Origin of the sequence: Phytopseudomonas flavescens (assembly GCF_900100535.1) — a bacterium.
Lineage (GTDB): Bacteria > Pseudomonadota > Gammaproteobacteria > Pseudomonadales > Pseudomonadaceae > Aquipseudomonas > Aquipseudomonas flavescens.
This window is the reverse complement of the sequence record NZ_FNDG01000003.1, coordinates 173,952-192,390: the sequence shown is the minus strand read 5'-3', so window position 1 is coordinate 192,390 and position 18,439 is coordinate 173,952. Positions and strand designations below refer to the sequence as shown.

Here is an 18,439-nt window from a genome sequence, read left to right as displayed (position 1 = left end):
TGAAGATGAGGCGGCGTGTCGGCGAAGTGCCGGTCGTCCGGTCCAGCTGTTTCATTTACGGGAGAAGTGCACCACCAGCCGGTCGCCGATGGTTTGCAGGATCTGTACGAGCACCACCAGCAGCGCCACGGTCACGAACATCACGTCCGGCTGATAACGCTGGTAGCCGTAACGAACGGCCAGGTCGCCCAGGCCGCCACCGCCGATCAGGCCGCTCATCGCGGTGTAGGACACCAGGGTGATGGCGGTGACGGTGACCGCCGCCAGAATGCCCGGCAGGGCCTCGGGCAGCAGGGCGTTGAAGATGATCTGCCGGGTGCTGGCACCCATCGCCTGGGTCGCTTCGATGATGCCGCGATCGACCTCGCGCAGTGCGGTCTCCACCAGGCGTGCGAAGAATGGCGTGGCACCCACCACCAGCGGCGGTATGGCGCCCGCAACCCCCAGCGAGGTGCCGGTGATCAGTACCGTGACCGGGATCAGCAGGATCAGCAGGATCACGAAAGGCACCGAACGCAGGATGTTCACCAGCAGCGAGACCACCGCGTAGAGCGCCTTCTGTTCGAACATCTGTCGTGGCCCGGTGAGGAACAGCAGCACGCCGAGTGGCAGCCCGAACAGCACGGTGAACAGCATGGAGCCGCCCAGCATGTTCAGGGTATCGAGGCTGGCCTGCCAGATTTCCAGCCAGTCGACGTTGGGCAGTAGGGTTTCCATCAGCGCAGAACCTCCAGGTGCACGTCGGCCGCTTCGAAGCGGGCCAGGGCCGCGTCGATGTCGCCGCCGCTCAGTGCCAGGGTCAGCTGGCCGTAGGGCGTGTCCTTGATGCGGTCGATACGCCCGGCGAGGATGCTGTAGTCGATGCCGGTTTCCCGGGCGACCTGGCCGAGGATCGGCGAATAGGTGGAGTCCCCCTGGAAGGTCAGGCGCAGGATGCGGCCCTGAGCATGGGCGAAGTTGTCGCGCTGTTCGTCTTCATCGACCTGTTCGGCCTCCTGGACGAAACGCCTGGTGGTGGCGTGCTGTGGGTGCAGGAAAACGTCAGCGACGGCGCCCTGTTCGACGATCACGCCGGCATCCATGACCGCCACGCGGTCGCAGACGCGGCGAATCACGTCCATCTCATGGGTGATCAGGACGATGGTCAGGCCCAGCTCGCGGTTGATTTCGGCCAGCAACTGCAACACCGACGCGGTGGTTTGCGGGTCGAGGGCGCTGGTGGCTTCGTCGCAGAGCAGGATCTTTGGTCGGGTGGCCAGCGCCCGGGCGATGCCCACGCGCTGTTTCTGCCCACCGGACAACTGAGCCGGGTACTTGTCGGCGTGATCCTGGAGGCCGACGCGCGCGAGCAGGGCGGCGACGCGCTGCTCGATCTCCGCGTTTGCCACGCCAGCCAGCTTCAAGGGCATGCCGACGTTGGCGGCGACGGTCTTGGATGACAGCAGGTTGAAATGCTGGAAGATCATGCCGACCTGCTGGCGGAACGTGCGCAGGCCATCGGCGGCGAGAGCGGTCACCTCCACGCCATCGATATCGATACGGCCGCCGGAAGGCTCTTCGAGGCGGTTGATCAGGCGCAGCAGGGTGCTTTTACCCGCGCCGGAATGGCCGATGATGCCGAAAACTTCGCCGCGCTCGATGTGCAAATCGCAGGGTTGCAGGGCGGTGATATCGCGGCCACTGACGCGGTACGCCTTGTGAACCTGATGGAAGTCGATCACGCATTAAACCTTTTGGGTTCGTTGTTTTGCCGGGTGGGCATGAAAAGAGCGCTGGCAAACCGCTGGAAACTCCGCTGTTGCCATCGCGACGTTGAAAACGGTGGGTGTGCCAGTCCAGGCCAGGCGCCCCATGGAAATGCTCATGTGCAGGTGTTTCGCTGCGCCAGGTGTCGGCCGGGGTGCCATCGGCCCTGCACTGGCTGCCCCGCTCGCGCGTTCAGCGCATGGCGGAGTTTACCCGGCGCCCTTTAGGCCTCAAAAATATTTGTAGACCTATGTTAATAACCAAAAAATATGGTCTATTTACGCCGCCCGAGGCGGGGTTCCATTCAATTACCGATTGCGCGAGCGCAGTACCAGGCGGGGCACCTGAACGGGTTTCACTGCATGGCTGAGGATCAGTTTGAAGGTCGGGTCGCGTTTCATCACCCGTGCTTCGAGCAGCCCGGTGACGCGGCGCAGGTCCTCGGCGCTGCGCACCTGGATATGCACACTGCGGTCGAAACTCACCACATCCGCGGCTACCGCATCCAAGCGTTCGAACAAGGCCGCCTCGTCACGGCTGTCGAGCATCGACAGGCTGACTTCGCTGCGCTTGGCGGTCGGGTCGATCAGTTGGGCAATGTCCTGGCCTGGCGTGTCGTCGGCGGTACGGGTTGCCGCGGCCTGTGCCTCGGCGGCCTGGCGCAGCAGGCGCAACTGTTCCTGACGTGCGGCCTGGGCCTGTTCTCCGGCCTGGCGTGCCTGCTCGACAGCGCTCAACTCGGCTTCACGGGCCTTGCCGATGGCGCCATCCAGGCCGGTGGTCAGCGCCGGGGCCTTGGGCATCAGGTTGCGCGCGTGCCCCAGGGATTTGGCGGCCTTGTCGAGATCGCCGCTTTCCAGGGCTTTCTGACCTTCCTGCAAATAGGCTTCGGACAGGCGCCGTTGAGCGTGCAACACCGCGGCGGGGTCGCCGTCCTGGCGCAGCGCCTCGAACTGGGTCTTGGCCTCGGCCAGCCGGCCGCCGGCAAGATCGGCGTCGAACTGTTGCTGGGCACTTGGCGCAACCGCCACGGCTGCCGGGGCGGGGGCCGGTTCTGCTTGCTGGCGGCTCTGGCAGCCGGCCATCAGCAAAACCAGTGCGGCCAGGGCGGCGCTGCGTAGGGGGAACGAAGTCATGGCTGCGAGTCTCGGTTTGTGCAAAAAACATGCAATTCTACACGCTGGCTCATGCGCTGACCAAATTCTGCAACTCAGGCCCTGCGGCGTGGCAGCAGGAAACTGAGCAGGAACAGGCTGGCCGCCGAGACCACGATGGACGGGCCGGCCGGGGTGTCCTGCAACCAGGACAGGCTGAGGCCACTGCACACCGCGACGATACCCAGCAGGCTGGCACCGCAGGCCATCTGCTCCGGCGTGCGTGCGTGCCGCTGGGCAGCGGCAGCGGGGATGATCAGCAGCGAGGTGATCAACAGCACGCCGACGATCTTCATCGCCACGGCGATGACGATGGCGATGAGCAGCATCAGGCCGAGGCGGATCGCCGCCACGGGCAGGCCTTCGACCCTGGCCAGTTCCTCGTGCACGGTGATCGCCAACAGCGGGCGCCACATCAGCACCAGCAGGATCAGCACCAGGGCGCTGCCGGCCAGAATCCAGACCAGGTCGGTGGTGCCGACGGCGAGCAGGTCGCCGAACAGGTAGCCCATCAGGTCGATGCGCACATCGCGCATGAAACTCAGCACCACCAGGCCCAGTGACAGCGTGCTGTGGGCGAGGATGCCGAGCAGCGTATCGCTGGCCAGCGGCTGGCGGGTCTGCAGGGTAACCAGCAGGATCGCCAGCAACACGCAGCCGACGGTCACCGCGAAGGTCGGGTTGACGTCCAGCATCAGCCCCAGGGCCACACCGAGCAGCGCGGCATGGGACAAGGTGTCGCCGAAATAGGCCATGCGCCGCCATACCACGAAGGAGCCCAGTGGGCCGGCGACCAGCGCCAGAGCGAGGCCGGCGAGCAGGGCGTTGAGCAGAAAATCAGCCATGCTTGCAGCCATCTCCATGTACGTGGGGGCGAACCGGGCCGTTGATGGTCAGGCCGGGTTCGTCGCTGACCACGCTGCCATGCAGGTCGTGTTCATGGTCGTGGTGGTGGTGATAGACGGCCAGGCTCTGGGCATCGCGGCCGAACAGCTCGACGAAGGCCGGATCGAAACTGACCTGCTCCGGGTGGCCCGAACAGCATACGTGGCGGTTCAGGCATACCACCTGATCGGTGGTGCTCATCACCAGGTGCAGGTCGTGGGAGACCATCAGCACGCCGCAGCCATGGCGGTCGCGCAGGCGGGTGATCAGCCGGTACAGCTCGGCCTGGCCGGCCACGTCGACGCCCTGTACCGGCTCGTCGAGGACCAGCAACTGCGGCTCGCGCAGCAAGGCGCGGGCCAGCAGCACGCGCTGCAGTTCGCCACCGGAGATGCCCTGCAGCGGGCTGTCCAGCACCTGGCTGGCACCCACCTCCGCCAGCGCCGCCTGGGCGCGGGCGCGGTCTACGCCGGGAACCAGGCGTAGAAAGCGCAGTACGCTGAGCGGCAAGGTCGGGTCGACGTGCAGTTTCTGCGGCATGTAGCCGATGCGCAGCCTGGGCTTGCGCCAGACGCTGCCGCTGTCCGGCTTGAGCAGGCCGAGTACCGCACGCACCAGGGTGGTCTTGCCGGCGCCGTTGGGGCCGATCAGGGTGACGATCTCGCCGGGTCTGATGGTCAGCTCGACGTTATCGAGCACCGCCTGCCCGGAGAAACCGACAGTCACGCCTTCGAGGCGAATCAGCGTGTCGCTCATTTGCTGCCTTGGCAGCCTGCGCACAGGCCGACGACTTCCACGGTCTGGCTTTCCACGTTGAAGCCAACACCCTTGGCGCCGCTGACGATGGCGTCACTGATCGCTGTCTGCTCCAGCTCGACGGCGGCGTGGCAATTGCGGCAGATCAGAAACTGGCTCTGGTGGGCGTGTGCCGGGTGGCTGCAGCCGACGAAGGCGTTGAGTGAGGCGATGCGGTGCACCAGGCCATTTTCGAGGAGGAAATCCAGGGCGCGGTAAACGGTCGGCGGCGCGGCGCGGCGGCCGTCTGCCTCGCTGAGCACGCCAAGAATGTCGTAGGCGCCCAGCGGCTTGTGGCTGGCCCAGACCAGCTCCAGCACGCGCTTGCGCAGGGCGGTCAGGCGCAGGCCCTGACGAGCGCAGATGGCCTCGGCTTCGGCCAGCGCATGGCTGACGCAATGGGAGTGGTCATGGGGGCGCGATGCCAGGGGCGGCACGACGCTGACGGGTTTGTACATGGCAAGGGCCTCGAAGCGTAGGACGTTATTCTATTACGCATCGGCCATCGCGCGGCAAATGAATGCGGCTGGCAGTCGCCCGGCGGCGATCAGAAAGCCTGGCTGGCTGCCAGGAACGTCTGGCCGTAGGGTGTCTCGGCCTGGCTATGGCGGATCTGCTCGGCGTTGAGCGATTCGAGAATCTGCCCGCCCTGCATCAGGCCGAGGTCATTGCAGAGGTGGGCGACCACGGCCAGGTCATGACTGACCAGCAGGTAGGCGAGGTTGCGATCGCGCTGCAGGCGCTTGAGCAGGTTGAGGATTTCCGCCTGCACCGAAACGTCCAGTGCCGAGGTGGGCTCGTCGAGCAGCAGCAGGTCGGGTTCGAGGATCAGTGCCCGGGCGATCGCCACGCGCTGGCGTTGGCCACCGGAGAGTTCGTGGGGATAGCGAAAGCGCAGGTCACGGGACAGGCCTACCTCGTCGAGCATGTCCAGCAGGCGACGCTCGCCGCCATCGAGGCGGTGGATGTGCAGCGGTTCGCGCAACACCTGTTCGACGGTCTTGCGCGGGTGCAGCGACGCATAGGGATCCTGAAACACCATCTGCAGGCGCCTGGCGAGGATGCCCCGTGGCGTACCCTGCAGCTCCCTACCCGCCAGGCGTGCCTGGCCCCGGTAGCGCACCAGCCCGGCCAGGGCGCGCAATACGCTGGACTTGCCGCAGCCCGATTCGCCGATCAGACCGTAGGCGCCGCCACGCTCGATGTGCAGGGAGATACCCTTGACGACCCGGTGGCCCGCGTAGTCGATCACCAGATCGCTTACCTCAAGCAGCAGGCTCATGCTTCGAGCTCCTCGAGTGGCCGTGACCAGTCTGGCGTACGCTGCGCGACCGCCAGCCAGTCCTGCGGGTTTTGCAGGTCGGGGCGGCTGGCCAGCAGGGCGCGGGTGTAAGGGTGCCGGGCCAGGTGCAGGTCGCGAGCGGCCAGTTGCTCGACGATGCGGCCGGCATACATGACCAGGATGCGGTCGCAGAACCCGGCGACCAGATCCAGATCATGGCTGATCAGCAGCAGGCTGGAGCCCTGGCGCGCCAGCAGCTCATCGAGCACGCTGAGGAACTGACGGCGCACGGTCACGTCGAGTGCCGAGGTCGGTTCGTCGGCGATGATCAACTGCGGTTCGGTGATCAGCATCATGGCGATCATGATGCGTTGGCCCATGCCCCCCGACAGCTGGTGCGGGTACAGCTCGTAGACCCGTTGCGGGTCGCGGATCTGCACGGCCTCGAGCATCGCCAGGCTGCGCTGACGGGCCTGGCTGCGGGTGTCGCGGCGGTGCAGTCGCCAGGTCTCGGCGACCTGCTCGCCGACCCGCTTGAGTGGGTTGAGGGAGAACTTCGGGTCCTGCAGGATCATCGAGATGCGCCGCCCACGGATCGTCTGCATCTGCCGTTCATCGGCCTTGAGCAGGTCGAGCCCGTCGAAGGCCAGGCGACTGGCACTGACCTGGCCGCTACGCGCGGTGATCTTCAGCAGGGCCCGGGCGGTCTGCGACTTGCCACTGCCCGACTCGCCGACGATGCCGAGTTTTTCCCCCGCGCGCAGCGAGAAGCTGATGCCGCGAACCGCTTCGTGCCGGCCGCGTGGGCCCTCGAAGCGCACACGCAGGTTGTCTACCTCGAGCAGGTCAGTCATGGCGGGGATCCAGGGCGTCGCGCAAGCCGTCGCCGAACAGGTTGAAGGCCAGGCTGGCGAGCAGGATCGCGCAACCCGGTACCGCGGCCACCCACCAGGCGGTCAGCCCGTACTCGCGTCCGCTGGCGAGCATCGCTCCCCATTCCGGGCTGGGCGGTTGGGCGCCGAGGCCGAGAAAGCCGAGGCCGGCAGCGGCGAGGATGATCGCCGCCATGTTCAGGGTCACCCTTACCACCACCGAGGGCAGGCACAGTGGCACGATGTGCAGGACGATCAGGCGCAGGTGCGAGGCGCCGAGCAGGCGTGCCGCCGCGAGGTAATCCGCCTGGCGGATGGCCAGCGTCTCGGCCCGTGCCAGCCGTGCGATCGGCGGCCAGGCCGACAGGGCGATGGCCAGGATCGTATTATCGATGCCCGGGCCGAGCGCGGCGACGAAGGCCAGTGCCAGGATCAACCCCGGAAAGGCCAGGAACAGGTCGACGACGCGCATCAGGACACGGTCTGTCCAGCCGCCGAAGTAGCCGGCGCAGGTACCGACCAGCAGGCCCAGGGGTGTGACGATGACGGCGCAGAGCAGGGCGATGTACAGCGTCAGCCGGGTGCCATGCAGCAGTCGGCCGAGCAGGTCGCGGCCCAGCTCGTCGGTGCCCAGCCAGTGCCGCGCCGAGGGCGCCTGCAGGGTCGCGGCAAGATCCTGGGCGTTGTAGTCGCCCGGCGCCAGCCAGGGCGCGATTGCCGCCAGCATGCCGAGCAGCAGAATAATCACCAGCCCGGCCAGTGCCGAGTGGTTGCCGGCGAAACGGCGTACGGCCAGGGCGGCCTGACGGCTGCGTGCCTGCCAGAGCGTCTCGGTTCGGGTTGGCTCGCCTTGCATCACAGAGCCTCCCGGGTACGTGGGTCGAGCAGGCGGTAGAGCAGATCGCTGAACAGGTTGAGCAGCACGAAGATCAGCCCCACCAGCAAGGTGCAGCCGACCACGGCGTTCATGTCACCGGCCATCAGGGCATTGGTCATGTAGCGACCGAAGCCGGGCCAGGCGAATACCGTCTCGATCAGCACCGCGCCTTCCAGCAGGAAGGCATAGGCAAGCGCCACCACCGTCACCAGTTGCACGGCGATGTTGGGAAAGGCGTGCAGCCATACCGTGCGTGTCCAGGACAGGCCCTTGACCCGGGCGGTGACGATGTATTCCTGTTGCAGCTGTTCGAGCATGAAGCTGCGTGTCATGCGGCTGATGTAGGCGAAGGCGCTCAGGCCGAGGATCGATGCAGGCAGTACCAGGTGGGCCCAGGCATTGCGCAACACCGCCCATTCGCCCTGCCAGAGGGCATCGAGGAGGACGAAGCCGGTGACGTTCTGGTAATTCCACTGGTAGGCGAAATCCAGGCGGCCCGGCCCGCCGACCCAGCCCAGGGCGGCGTAGAACAGGGCCAGGGCCATCAGCCCGAGCCAGAAGCTCGGCGTCGAGTAGCACAGCAGGCCGACGATCCGTACGCCGTGATCGAGTGGGCCGTTGCGGCGCATCGCCGCCAGTACGCCGAGGGGAATGCCCAGTAGCGTGCCGATCAGCATGGCCACGCTGGCCAGCTCCAGGGTGGCGGGAAACACCCGGGCGATATCGGCGAGCACCGGCTGCCCTGATACCAGCGACAGGCCGAAGTCCAGGTGCAGCAGATCCAGCAGGTAACGCCAGAATTGTTCGGCCAGGCTGCGATCCAGGCCAAGCTGGTGATGCAATGCGGCATAGGCCTCCGGCGAAGCGCCTTCGCCAAGGATCGCCAGCACCGGGTCGACGGGCAGCAGGCGACCGATACAGAAGGTCAGCGCGGCGAGCCCGAGCAGGGTGACGAGCACCGACAACAGACTGCCGAGCAGCCTCATTTGTAGGCCTCCGCGTAGTAGCTGCGCGAACCGTTCCAGCGCCAGCCCTGCAGGCTGGCGCGCAGCGCGGCCAACTGGTTGAGCTGGAACAGGAAGGCGAACGGGCCCGCCTGCATCTGCTGGCGTTGCAGAGCGTGGTAGAGCGCCTGGCGGCGCGCCTCGTCCGGCTCCAGCAGGGCGTTTTGCACGGCACGGTTGGCGGCCTCGGAGTAGTAGCTGGCGAACACGGTGGGCATCGCGCCAGTGGCCTTGCGTGGTGTGGGCTCCGGGTTGAATACCAGGCGCGAGGCCATGCCGTGGGCATCCGGGATGTTACTGTCGAGGCTATGCAGGCTCAGTTCGAACTGGTTGGCGAAGATACGGGTGAACAACTGTCCGTTGGTCATGCGCTCCAGGGTCAGCCGGATGCCCACCTGGGCCGCGTTGTGCTGCAGGTGCTGGGCGATGGGCGCCGAATACAGCGGCGTGCCATACAGCAGGCGGCGTTCGAACCCATCCGGGTAGCCAGCCTCGGCCAGCAACTGGCGTGCCTTGTCGAGGTCGAGGCGGAACGGCTGGCCGCTCGCCGCATCCAGGGCACCGAACGAGCCGAGCGGTACGAAACTGGCGCGGGGGATGCCGTTGTAGCGCATTACGGTGTCGGCCAGGGCCTGGTAGTCGAACAGGTAGCGCAGTGCCAGGCGTACCTTGGGGTTGCCGAGAATCGGGTCGTTGTTGTTGATGTCGAGAAAGTACATCTGCGGTTTCTCCACCGCGACGATGCGCACCTGCTCCTTGCCCTCGAGCGCTCTCAGATCCTCTGCGTTGAGGTTGCGTGCCACGTCCACGTCGTTGCGTTCGAGCAGCAGGCGCTGGGTGGCCGACTCGGCGACATGGCGCAGGATCACCCGCTGCAGTTTCGCCGCTTGCCAATGGCCGGGGTTGCGCTCCAGCACCGCCACTTCGCCAGCACTCCACTGGCGCAGCCGATAGGGGCCGACGCAGGCACTGTGCTGGCCCAGCCAGCGGTTGCCGAGGTCGCCATCGACCTGTTCGCTCAGCAATGTCTGGCGATCCAGCAGGCTGGACACCCGGTGAGTGCCAATCGCCTGCATGATCACCGACTGGGGATAAGGGCGATCCAGTTGCAGCCGCAGGGTACGCGCATCCAGCGCGCGAATGCGCTGCTCGGCGTCCTCCAGGCGGAAGCCATACTCGCGCAAGGCGTTGGCGCCGGCCATGCCGAGCTGCAGGTTACGGCGGATCGACCAGGCCAGGTCCTCGGCGGTGGCGCCGCGACCATCGGCGAAGCGCAGGCCTTCACGCAGGTGGAAGGTCAGGGACAGGCGATCGGCGGACTGCTCCCAGCGTTCGGCCAGGCCTGGCAGCAGTCGGGTGGCGTCGTCTGGGTCGGGGGTTACCAGGGTATCGCAGAGGTTGGCGATGACCTCGTTGCTGACGATGTCGCTGCTGCGCGCCGGGTCGAAGGTGTTGATCGAGTCGATGTTCCAGGCGATCACCAGCACGTCGTTCGGTGTGCCGAGCGAGTCGCTGCAGGCGACCAGGGCGAGGCTCAGGCTGGCCAGCAGTGCGTGGCGCAACGGCCGAACCATCATGTCGGCCCGACCACGTCGCACCCGCAGCGGGCGAGCGTTGCCTCCAGACGCCGATCCGGCATGGCGTGCTGGCGCAGTGCCCGTGCGGTCTGCTCGGCATACTCGCGGGTGCTGCCGAAATGGCCGCGAGCATTGCTCAGCACCTGACGCAGCACCGGATCGGGCAGGCTGCCGGCGAAGTGCGGCCCCTGGCGGTTGAGCACGAAGGTCAGGGCGTCGATGCAACTGCCATCCTCGAGCCGGCAGTTCAGCCACTTCGGCTGGTAGGCGGCGTCGATCATTTCACGCCGCCAGAGGGCCAGCAGGTGGCAGTCCAGTTCGTCCTCGTCCAGCCGGTAGGCGAAACCGTTGCAGGAGCCGCCGCGATCCAGGCCGAACACCAGGCCAGGGCGTTCCGGTGTGCCCCGGTGGCTGTGCGACCACAGATAGAGGCCCCGGTGGTAACCGTGCAGGCGTGCACGGCGCACTTCCAGCGACGGGCATTCCGGACGCCAGATCAACGAGCCGTAGGCGAACAGCCAGAATGGCTGGTCACCGCGCTGGCGGTGCACGGTCTCCATCGACTGGCGCATCTGTTCGGCGCTGAGCAGTGCGCTGGTGAGCGGAAGCGGCGAGTCGAGCGGGGAGTTGGCCGGGGTCATGGTTGCCTTGCCTGAAAGTTGAGGCCCCGGCGAGGCCGGGACTTGAAGGTTACCAGCTGTAGCTGACCTTGCCGTAGTAGAAGGCGCCGCTGTAGCCGTAGGGCGAGAAGGTGCTGTACTTCAGGTTGCCGCCCGAGGAGTTGGCCGCCAGCAGGCGCTCCGGTCGCTCGTCGGTGACGTTGTCGCCGCCCACGGTGAACAGCCAGTTGTCGAGTGCGTAATCCGCTGCCAGGTCGAGAATCCAGGCGGCGTCGAAGGTCTGGTCGTTGGCCGCATTGTTCTGGTAGCTGGTGAATTTGCCGTAGCGCACCAGGTTGCTGCGCAGGGTCCAGTTGCCGATGCTCAGGTCGTTGCTGAAGGTGAGTTTGTGCTTGGGGGTCGTATCGCCAAGCAGGCCGAGCCGCTCACGGCGGTCCACGCGCAGCAGGTTCAGGCCCAGGCTGTCGAGGATCGCCGGGTTATCCTTGACGTCGGTGACCTTGGTGCGGTTGTAGTTGTAGCCCAGGGTGCTGTTCCAGCGCAGGTCGCCTGCGAAGCGGTGGCGGTAGCTGGCGACCAGGTCGACGCCGGTGGTGCGAGTGTCCACGGCATTATTGAAGTAGCGGGCCGTGGTGTAGCTGATGTCGCCGACCCCGTTGGCCTGCAGGTAAGCCAGAGCGGCGGGGTTGTTGCTCAGGTCGAGGTTGGAGGACAAGGTGATACGGTCGCGGATGTCGATGCGGTAGACGTCGGCGGTGACCTGCAGGTCGTCGCGCGGGTTGAGCACCAGGCCCAGGCTGTAGTTGCGCGATTTCTCCGCCTTCAGGTCCTCGGCGCCGAGCAGGCGGGCGACCTGGGAGTCGGCCGGAAAGGTGCCGGCTTCCTGGATGGTGCTGCCGATCAGCTGCGAGGAGGTCTGGGCGAAGTGTTGCTGGGCGAGCGATGGTGCCCGGAAACCGGTGGAGACACTGCCGCGCAGGGCCACTTGTGGAGTGAACTGGTAACGCCCGGCCAGCGAGCCGCTGATATTCGAGCCGAAGTCGCTGTAGTCCTCGTGGCGCAAGGCGGCGGAAACGCCGAATTGCTCGGTCAGGTTGGTCTCCAGGTCCAGATACTGCGCCAGGTTGTGGCGGCTCCAGTCGCCCGCATCGGCGGCACGAAAGCCTGCCAGGCCGGAACTGCCACCGCGGTAGTAGGAGCCTGCCTCACCGGCTTCCAGCTCGTAGTTCTGGTGCAGGTATTCGGCACCGAATGCCACGCTCAGCGGGTAAGGCAGCCAGGACAACTGGAAATCCCGGGCCAGATCCAGATTGACCTGCTTCTGCTCGTTGCTCAGTGTGCCGTTGTCGAACGAGAACGGTGTACTGCCGGTGTCGCGGTACAGGTCCGGGTTGATGGTGCGGGTGCTGATCTGGTATTCGTTGCGGCCATAGTTGAGCGACAGGTCGTAGCGCCAGTCATCCGCCAGCTCGCCGCGCAGGCCGGTGGTCAGCGAGCTGTCCTGCAGCTCACCGCGAATCAGCGGCAGGTAACCGTCCGGATACAGGGCCGGTATGTTGTTGCCGGCGTTGCTGGCGCGGTAGAACGCGGCGGTCTCGCCCTTGCGCCGGCTGTAGCCGCCGAACGCATAGAGTTCCGAGCCGTCGTGCAGTGCGTACTCGCCATTGAGGAACAGCTTGCCTTCCTCGGTCGCGGGTTCACCCTGGCGGAACACCTGCTGGCCATAGGTGCTGGAGCCGACGCTCGCCGGCCGCAGGTCCTCCCCTGCGCGGTTGGTGTAATCGTTGTTGGCCCCCTCGAAGGTGAGGTTGAGCCAGCCATCGTCGCCAAGCGCGAAGCCGCTGTTGGCGCTGAGCTGGCGCTGGATACCGTCGCCATCCTTGTATTGGCCGAACTTGCTGCTCACCGAGCCGCCTTCGGCATCCTGCTTGAGGATCACGTTGATCACCCCGGCAATGGCGTCCGAGCCGTAGCGCGCCGAGGCGCCGTCACGCAGCACTTCGATACGCTCCACGGCCGCCACCGGAATGGCGTTCAGGTCGACCGGCGCCGAACCGCGGCCAATGGCCCCGCCAAGATTGACGAAGGCGCCGGTATGGCGGCGCTTGCCATTGACCAGCACCAGAACCTGATCCGGCGACAGGCCGCGCAGTTGCGCCGGGCGTGCCAGCTCGGCACCGTCCACCAGGCTGGGCCGCGGGAAGTTGATCGACGGCACCAGGCGCGCCAGCACCGCACCCAGCTCTTCCGAGCCGGTGCTGCGCAGGCTGTCGCCACTGATCACATCGATAGGCGACAGCGACGCGCTGGCGGTGCGTTCCTGTGAGCGAGTGCCGGTGACGATCACGCTGTCCAGGCGCGGCGCCAGTGCCGGCTGGACTGTTGCGGCTGCCGCGGCAGCGGGCGTCACAGGTTGGCTGGCAGCGGCTCCAGGGCTGACGATCAGCGCATCGGCATCCCTGGAAAAGCCCAGGCCACTTCCCTGCAGCGCTTGCGAAATGGCCTGGTCGACGCTGAGCTGGCCGCTGACGGCATCTGCCTGTCGCCCCTGAACCAATGCCGGGTCGAAGGAAATCAGCTGGCCGCTCTGCCGGGAGATCCCCAGCAGCACCTGGCCAAGCGGGCCGGCCGGCACCTCGAAACTGCGTGCCTGCTGGCTCGCCGTGCTCTGCGCCAGGCTGGCTTGCGTCCAGCTGGCGCCGATCACCAGCGCCAGGGCCAGGTAGGAAGGTTTGATGAACAGGGTATTGATCGGAGTGTGCATGGCAGGCATCTCATCCTTGGTTTTCTGCAATGAGCGATGACGCGGAAAAACCTGCAGAACAGCCTTGGAACCATTGGTCATGAGCTTATGCATTTCTGCTTCACGCCCGTTCGATACCGACCCACAGGTCGCCAAGGCGGTTGATGCGGATCGGCAGCGTCTGTGCCAGCAGTTGCAGGGTCCGGTCACTGTCATCGAGGGGGTACAGGCCGCTGGTGCGCAAGCCCGCGGCGGCCGCGGACAAGCGAAGTACCCCGTTGCGATAGGCACGCAAGGCATCGACCACCTCGCCAAGTGGGCGGTCATCCACCTCCAGCAGGCCGTCGAGCCAGGCGCTTTCGTTGCCGCGTAACGGGCCTTGCGCGATGACGCCGGTACTGTCCAGGTTCACGTTGCTACCAGGTTGCAGCTGTTGACCGTTGGCCAGGCGTACCTCGGCATCGAACACCGTGAGCTGCACCTGCCCGGCAGTGCGGCTGCGCAGGATGAGGCGGCCACCCAGGCTGCTCAGGCGACCTGCCGGGCTATCCAGCGTGAGCGGTGTATCGGTGACGGGGGCATCCAGCAGCGCACCGCCATGGTGGAAGTGCAGGCCCCGACGCCGGAAGCTGAAGTCCGGTGTCACCCGGCTGCGTGCATCCAGGCTCAGCCGGCTGCCGTCCGCCAGGCTGTAGCTGGTGCGCTCGCCCGTGGCGGTGTAGAGGTCGCCGGGCAGCACCAGGCCGGTGCGATTGAGGTGCAACCCCAGCGTGCCGAGACCGACGGCAGCGACCACGGCGAGACTGCCGCGCAGGAAATGGCGTCGGCTCGAGGGGCTGTTGAGGGCGCGCAGCACCTGCTCGTCGGAGAGCCGCAGCAGGGGCTCGCGGCGCAACAGGCCGAGGTTGTCGGCCAGGCGCTGGAATACCTGGGCGTGTGTGGGATGAGCGTTTTGCCAGGCGATGAATGCCTGGCGTTCGTCCTCGCCGATGTCGCCGGATTGCAGGCGCATCATCCAGTGTGCGGCCTCGTCGACCACGCTGTTCGGCACGTGTTCGCTCATTCCTGCAGCGCCCAGTAGCACAGCTTGAAGGCTTCGCTCATGTATTGCTGCACACGGCCAGTGGAAATGCCCAGTCGCACGGCGATCTGCGCGTAGGTCAGGCCGCCTATCTGGCTGTGGACGAAGGCAGCCTTGCCCTGGCCGGGCAAGCCATCGAGCAGTCGGTCGAGCCGTACCAGCGTTTCGATCAGCAAAAGGCGCTCTTCCGGCGAGGGGTGAACCTGTTCCGGAAGCTCCCCGAGCATCTGTAGGTAGGCATGCTCCAGGTCCCGGCGCCGCCAGCTTTCCTGCATCAGGCGTTGCGCGATGGTGGTCAGCAAAGCCCGTGGTTCGCGGATTTGCGCGGGGTCCGGCAAGCTGAGTGCGCGCAGGAAGGTTTCCGCGACCAAGTCTTCGGCATTGTGGGTGCAGCCCAGGCGGCGATACAGGCGTGCGTGCAGCCAGCGCTGGTTGTGCACGAACCATTGGGCGACCAGTCGCCGAGCTGGATTTTCCATGTCCCTTCCTCAAAAGGCCTGAAGCTACTGTGCCGCAAATGGAAATCAGCTAAAAAGAATAAAAAACACCATGGATATACCAATTTTGAATTTCACCGAGCTCACAAATAGATCCGACGAGGAACCTGCAACGTCTTTTCGAGGAAATGTTATTGTATAGCCCCTTTGCTTTCTGAATGACTCGCCGCCATGCCGTTGCGCTTTTCTCGCCTGCTCGTCCTGTCTTTAAGCCTGTTCGTCCTCGTGCCCCTCGCCCAGGCCGATGTCCGGGTACTCACCAGCATCAAGCCGTTGCAACTGATCGCCGCTGCGGTACAGGACGGCGTCGGCGAACCCGAAGTATTGCTGCCGCCGGGTGCGTCACCGCACCACTATGCGCTGCGCCCCTCGGACATGCGCCGGGTGCAGGAAGTGGATCTGCTGTACTGGATCGGGCCAGACATGGAGAGCTTCATGCCCCGCGTTCTGGCTACCCGCGAAAAGCCCAGCGTCGCCGTGCAGAGCCTGCCGGATATGACGCTGCGGCATTTCGGTGAGGATGATGGCCACGACCACGACCACGACCACGACCACGACCAGGCCCATGAATCGCTCGGCGAGCATGACCATGACCACCGCCCCGGCAGCCTGGACGCCCACCTCTGGCTGTTGCCGGCCAACGCCCGGGTGATTGCCGCGCGCATGGCCGCCGATCTGAGCAAGGCCGACCCCGCCAACGCACCGCGTTATCAGGCCAATCTGCACGCGTTCGACAAGCGTCTCGATACGCTGGAGCCGCGCCTGCAGGCCCAGCTCAAGCCGCTGTCGGCCAAGCCCTTTTTCGTTTTCCATGAGGCCTTCGACTACTTCGAAGCCGCTTACGGCCTCAAGCACGTCGGTGTGTTCAGCGTAGGCAGCGAAGTGCAGCCGGGTGCCCGTCATGTGGCGGCGATGCGCGAGCAACTGCAGCGCGTAGGGCCGAGCTGCGTATTCAGCGAGCCTCCGCTGCGCCCACGCCTGGCCGAAACCCTGACCGCCGGGCTGCCGGCGACCCTGGCCGAGCTCGACGCCATGGGCGCGGCAGCACCGCTCGGGGCAAGCGGTTACGAAGGCTTGCTGCAGGGGCTGGCCGATGGTCTGGATGGTTGCCTGGGCAAGCTCTGAACCCGGGCGTTCACGCTTCGGTGCGACAAGCCTGCGGCCCGCTCATTCGGCGTCTTGCCTGGCGCTGAAGCGTCGGCGTATCAGGTAGATCGCCAGCGCGACCAGGCCCAGCACGGCGAGGGCCGCCGCGCTGTTGCCCAGATCATGCTCGAGCAGCGACTCACCCAGTACCACGAAGGCCACCGCGTAGATGCCGGTGATCAGCCCGGAAACCCCGAAGTAGATCCAGAAGGGAACCCCGGCCATACCGAGCAGATAGTGCTTGATGAAGATCGGCACGCCTGGCGCCAGCTTGACCAGCAGTGTGAAACGCAGCGCTCCATCAGCTTTCTCGAAGTCGGGAATGCCATAGCGAGTACGGGCGAGCAGGCGACCTAGCCAGGGCCGCAGGCCGCTTCGCGCAATCCAGTAGCACAGCGCCAGATTGGCCGACAGGGCGACCGCGCTGCCGGCGAGACCGATAGGCACACCGAAGGTCGCCCCGGCGACGATGAAGAAGGGTGTGATCGGTACACCCAGCGCGGGCAGTATCGCCATGGCGAAGAAAAACGGCAGCACCCCGGCCTCTTCACGCCAGGCGATGAACGCTTGATGATCCCAGGCGTTCCAGATCGCCACGGCGAACACCAGCAAGACGGTCGCGCCGAGAAGACGCAATGCCCAGGTGGCGGGTGTAGCGGGCGCCGAACGCCGCTTGTGATTGGGCGTCGGTGATTGCATAGGGGCCCGCTGCAAGGTCGTGGACCCGACTCGATTTCGAGCGAGTCAGGGGAAATCGAGCTGCCAGCCGCACTTCACCGGTAGCAGCAGATGAGAGCCGCAGCATAGGGGCAGGCGCTCGAACGGTACAAGCGCTGAGCCAGGGCATACGCGACTGGATGCTACAGGCCCCGGCCCCTACGGGAGACCTACAGCGCGAACGGCAGTGCCAGTTCGACGTGCTGACGTTCGGCCAGACGACGCTGGAACTCGGCCGGATCGTGAATCAGCACGTCCTGGCCGGCGAAGGCTTCTGCGGCGATCAGGCGCGATAGCCAGAAACGCACGCAGCCGATGCGCAGCAGGGCAGGCCACAGCTCGGCTTCGGCGGCGCTGAACGGGCGCACTGCGGCATAGGCACCAAGCAGCGCGCGAGTGCGCTCGGCATTCAACTGCCCTTGCTCGTCCGAGCACCAGTCGTTCACGGCGATGGCCAGGTCATAGAGCATCGGCCCCGAACAGGCGTTGTAGAAGTCGATCACTCCGCTCAGGTGCGTGCCTTCGAACAGGCAGTTGTCGCGAAACAGGTCGGCATGCAGATTGGCACCCGGCAGCTTGCGCACGCGTTCCTGCACTGTAGCGATTTCTTCCAGGCCATCGTTCAGCAGGCTGGCCTGGTCGGCCGGCAGCCGCTGGGCCAGCGCTGCGCCTTCACGCAGCATCCACTCCAGGCCCCGATCGCTCTTGCGTGGCAACGGGCTTTCGCGGGTCGCCAGGTGAATGCGCGCGAGCAGGCCGCCGATTTCCTGGCAATGGTGGGCGTTGACCGCGCTGATGTGCTTGCCGCTCAGCCGTGGCTGCAGCAGCGCCGGCTTGCCAGCCAGGCTGCGCAAGGCATCGCCGCTGTCGGTGCGCAACGCGTAGGGCACCGGCAGGCCGGCAGCGTGGAGCACGTCCAGCAGCTCGATGAAGAACGGCAGATCGTCGCTTGGCCCGCGCTCGATCAGGGTCAGCACGAACTCGCCCTGCTCCAGGCTGACGAAGAAATTGCTGTTCTCGCTACCGGCCTCGATGCCCTGGAAGTCGAGCAGGCGGCCGAGCCCATAGGGGGCGAGAAACGTATCCAGTTGCGCACGTTGCAGCGGGGTGAACACCGACATGAATTGACTGCCTTACCAGCTGAAGATTTCCCAGGCCGGGATCAGCATGTCCGGCGAATCGGACCGCACGAAATTGCCGTCGCTGCCGTCGGCCCGCACCAGGAAATAGGGTTTGCCACCTTTGGGGGTGACCTTGATGGCGTAGAGGAAGCCGTTGACCCGGTACTCCTCCACGGTACGGTCGCCGTCCTGGCGGATGGTTACATCAGGATCCGCCGAGGGGGCGTCATCGGCCTGAGCGGCGAACGGCACGCTGGCCAGCACGGCAAGCAGGATCAAGCGATTCAGTGGTCCCATGGTAACCTTGTCCCTTTGATATCAA

Annotated in this window: 19 protein-coding genes; 1 reads left to right on the top strand and 18 read right to left on the bottom strand. The window is 65.8% G+C overall.

Going from position 1 to position 18,439, the window contains the following annotated elements:
• Positions 1-51: 51 nt before the first annotated feature.
• The 15 genes from BLR94_RS05030 to BLR94_RS04960 form a co-directional block, all read right to left on the bottom strand.
• Positions 52-717: a methionine ABC transporter permease gene (locus tag BLR94_RS05030; RefSeq protein WP_090423656.1), complete on the bottom strand. Its 666-nt coding sequence runs from the start codon at positions 715-717 to the stop codon at positions 52-54.
• Positions 717-1,721 (bottom strand): methionine ABC transporter ATP-binding protein, encoded by a 1,005-nt coding sequence (locus tag BLR94_RS05025; RefSeq protein WP_084303673.1) that lies wholly within the window; start codon positions 1,719-1,721, stop codon positions 717-719. Before BLR94_RS05025 ends, BLR94_RS05030 begins: the two co-directional genes overlap by 1 nt.
• 333 nt (positions 1,722-2,054) lie before the next feature.
• On the bottom strand, positions 2,055-2,882 hold the full coding sequence (locus BLR94_RS05020) for a hypothetical protein (protein ID WP_084303672.1): 828 nt from the start codon (positions 2,880-2,882) through the stop codon (positions 2,055-2,057).
• A gap of 74 nt (positions 2,883-2,956) precedes the next feature.
• Entirely contained in the window at positions 2,957-3,745 is a 789-nt protein-coding gene (znuB, locus tag BLR94_RS05015; RefSeq protein WP_084303671.1) for a zinc ABC transporter permease subunit ZnuB, read from the bottom strand.
• Positions 3,738-4,541, bottom strand: coding sequence for a zinc ABC transporter ATP-binding protein ZnuC (gene znuC / locus BLR94_RS05010; protein WP_084303670.1), 804 nt, complete (start codon positions 4,539-4,541; stop codon positions 3,738-3,740). The genes znuB and znuC overlap by 8 nt, the downstream gene beginning before the upstream one ends.
• The gene (locus BLR94_RS05005; protein ID WP_084303669.1) at positions 4,538-5,038 is read right to left on the bottom strand and encodes a Fur family transcriptional regulator; all 501 of its coding nucleotides are present in this window, start codon (positions 5,036-5,038) and stop codon (positions 4,538-4,540) included. Before BLR94_RS05005 ends, znuC begins: the two co-directional genes overlap by 4 nt.
• A gap of 89 nt (positions 5,039-5,127) precedes the next feature.
• Positions 5,128-5,862: an ABC transporter ATP-binding protein gene (locus BLR94_RS05000; protein ID WP_084303668.1), complete on the bottom strand. Its 735-nt coding sequence runs from the start codon at positions 5,860-5,862 to the stop codon at positions 5,128-5,130.
• Positions 5,859-6,716, bottom strand: a complete 858-nt coding sequence (locus BLR94_RS04995; protein WP_084303667.1) for an ABC transporter ATP-binding protein — start codon at positions 6,714-6,716, stop codon at positions 5,859-5,861. Before BLR94_RS04995 ends, BLR94_RS05000 begins: the two co-directional genes overlap by 4 nt.
• A complete protein-coding gene (locus BLR94_RS04990) occupies positions 6,709-7,590 on the bottom strand; it encodes an ABC transporter permease (RefSeq protein ID WP_084303666.1) in 882 nt (293 codons plus the stop codon). The genes BLR94_RS04995 and BLR94_RS04990 overlap by 8 nt, the downstream gene beginning before the upstream one ends.
• A complete protein-coding gene (locus tag BLR94_RS04985) occupies positions 7,590-8,597 on the bottom strand; it encodes an ABC transporter permease (RefSeq protein ID WP_084303665.1) in 1,008 nt (335 codons plus the stop codon). The genes BLR94_RS04990 and BLR94_RS04985 overlap by 1 nt, the downstream gene beginning before the upstream one ends.
• Positions 8,594-10,177, bottom strand: a complete 1,584-nt coding sequence (locus tag BLR94_RS04980) for an ABC transporter substrate-binding protein (protein WP_208601335.1) — start codon at positions 10,175-10,177, stop codon at positions 8,594-8,596. The genes BLR94_RS04985 and BLR94_RS04980 overlap by 4 nt, the downstream gene beginning before the upstream one ends.
• A gap of 11 nt (positions 10,178-10,188) precedes the next feature.
• Complete coding sequence (locus tag BLR94_RS04975) at positions 10,189-10,833, bottom strand: gamma-glutamylcyclotransferase (protein ID WP_084303664.1); 645 nt, start codon at positions 10,831-10,833, stop codon at positions 10,189-10,191.
• A gap of 49 nt (positions 10,834-10,882) precedes the next feature.
• Positions 10,883-13,576, bottom strand: coding sequence for a TonB-dependent receptor (locus tag BLR94_RS04970; RefSeq protein WP_084303862.1), 2,694 nt, complete (start codon positions 13,574-13,576; stop codon positions 10,883-10,885).
• A 100-nt stretch (positions 13,577-13,676) separates the two neighbouring features.
• Positions 13,677-14,618 carry a FecR family protein gene (locus BLR94_RS04965; protein WP_084303663.1) on the bottom strand — a complete coding sequence of 314 codons (942 nt, stop codon included), beginning with the start codon at positions 14,616-14,618 and terminating at the stop codon, positions 13,677-13,679.
• Positions 14,615-15,115 (bottom strand): sigma-70 family RNA polymerase sigma factor, encoded by a 501-nt coding sequence (locus BLR94_RS04960; RefSeq protein ID WP_084303662.1) that lies wholly within the window; start codon positions 15,113-15,115, stop codon positions 14,615-14,617. The genes BLR94_RS04965 and BLR94_RS04960 overlap by 4 nt, the downstream gene beginning before the upstream one ends.
• Positions 15,116-15,304: 189 nt before the next feature.
• Here BLR94_RS04960 and znuA point away from each other — a divergent pair, with 189 nt between their 5' ends.
• Entirely contained in the window at positions 15,305-16,258 is a 954-nt protein-coding gene (gene znuA, locus BLR94_RS04955; RefSeq protein WP_084303661.1) for a zinc ABC transporter substrate-binding protein ZnuA, read from the top strand.
• Positions 16,259-16,300: 42 nt separating this feature from the next.
• Here the strand turns inward: znuA and BLR94_RS04950 are convergent, their stop codons facing one another.
• The 3 genes from BLR94_RS04950 to BLR94_RS04940 form a co-directional block, all read right to left on the bottom strand.
• Complete coding sequence (locus BLR94_RS04950) at positions 16,301-16,978, bottom strand: TVP38/TMEM64 family protein (RefSeq protein WP_084303660.1); 678 nt, start codon at positions 16,976-16,978, stop codon at positions 16,301-16,303.
• Positions 16,979-17,166: 188 nt separating this feature from the next.
• Positions 17,167-18,117 carry a homoserine kinase gene (locus BLR94_RS04945; RefSeq protein ID WP_084303659.1) on the bottom strand — a complete coding sequence of 317 codons (951 nt, stop codon included), beginning with the start codon at positions 18,115-18,117 and terminating at the stop codon, positions 17,167-17,169.
• 12 nt (positions 18,118-18,129) lie between these two features.
• On the bottom strand, positions 18,130-18,414 hold the full coding sequence (locus tag BLR94_RS04940) for a DUF2782 domain-containing protein (RefSeq protein WP_042553594.1): 285 nt from the start codon (positions 18,412-18,414) through the stop codon (positions 18,130-18,132).
• Between the last annotated feature and the right edge of the window lie 25 nt (positions 18,415-18,439).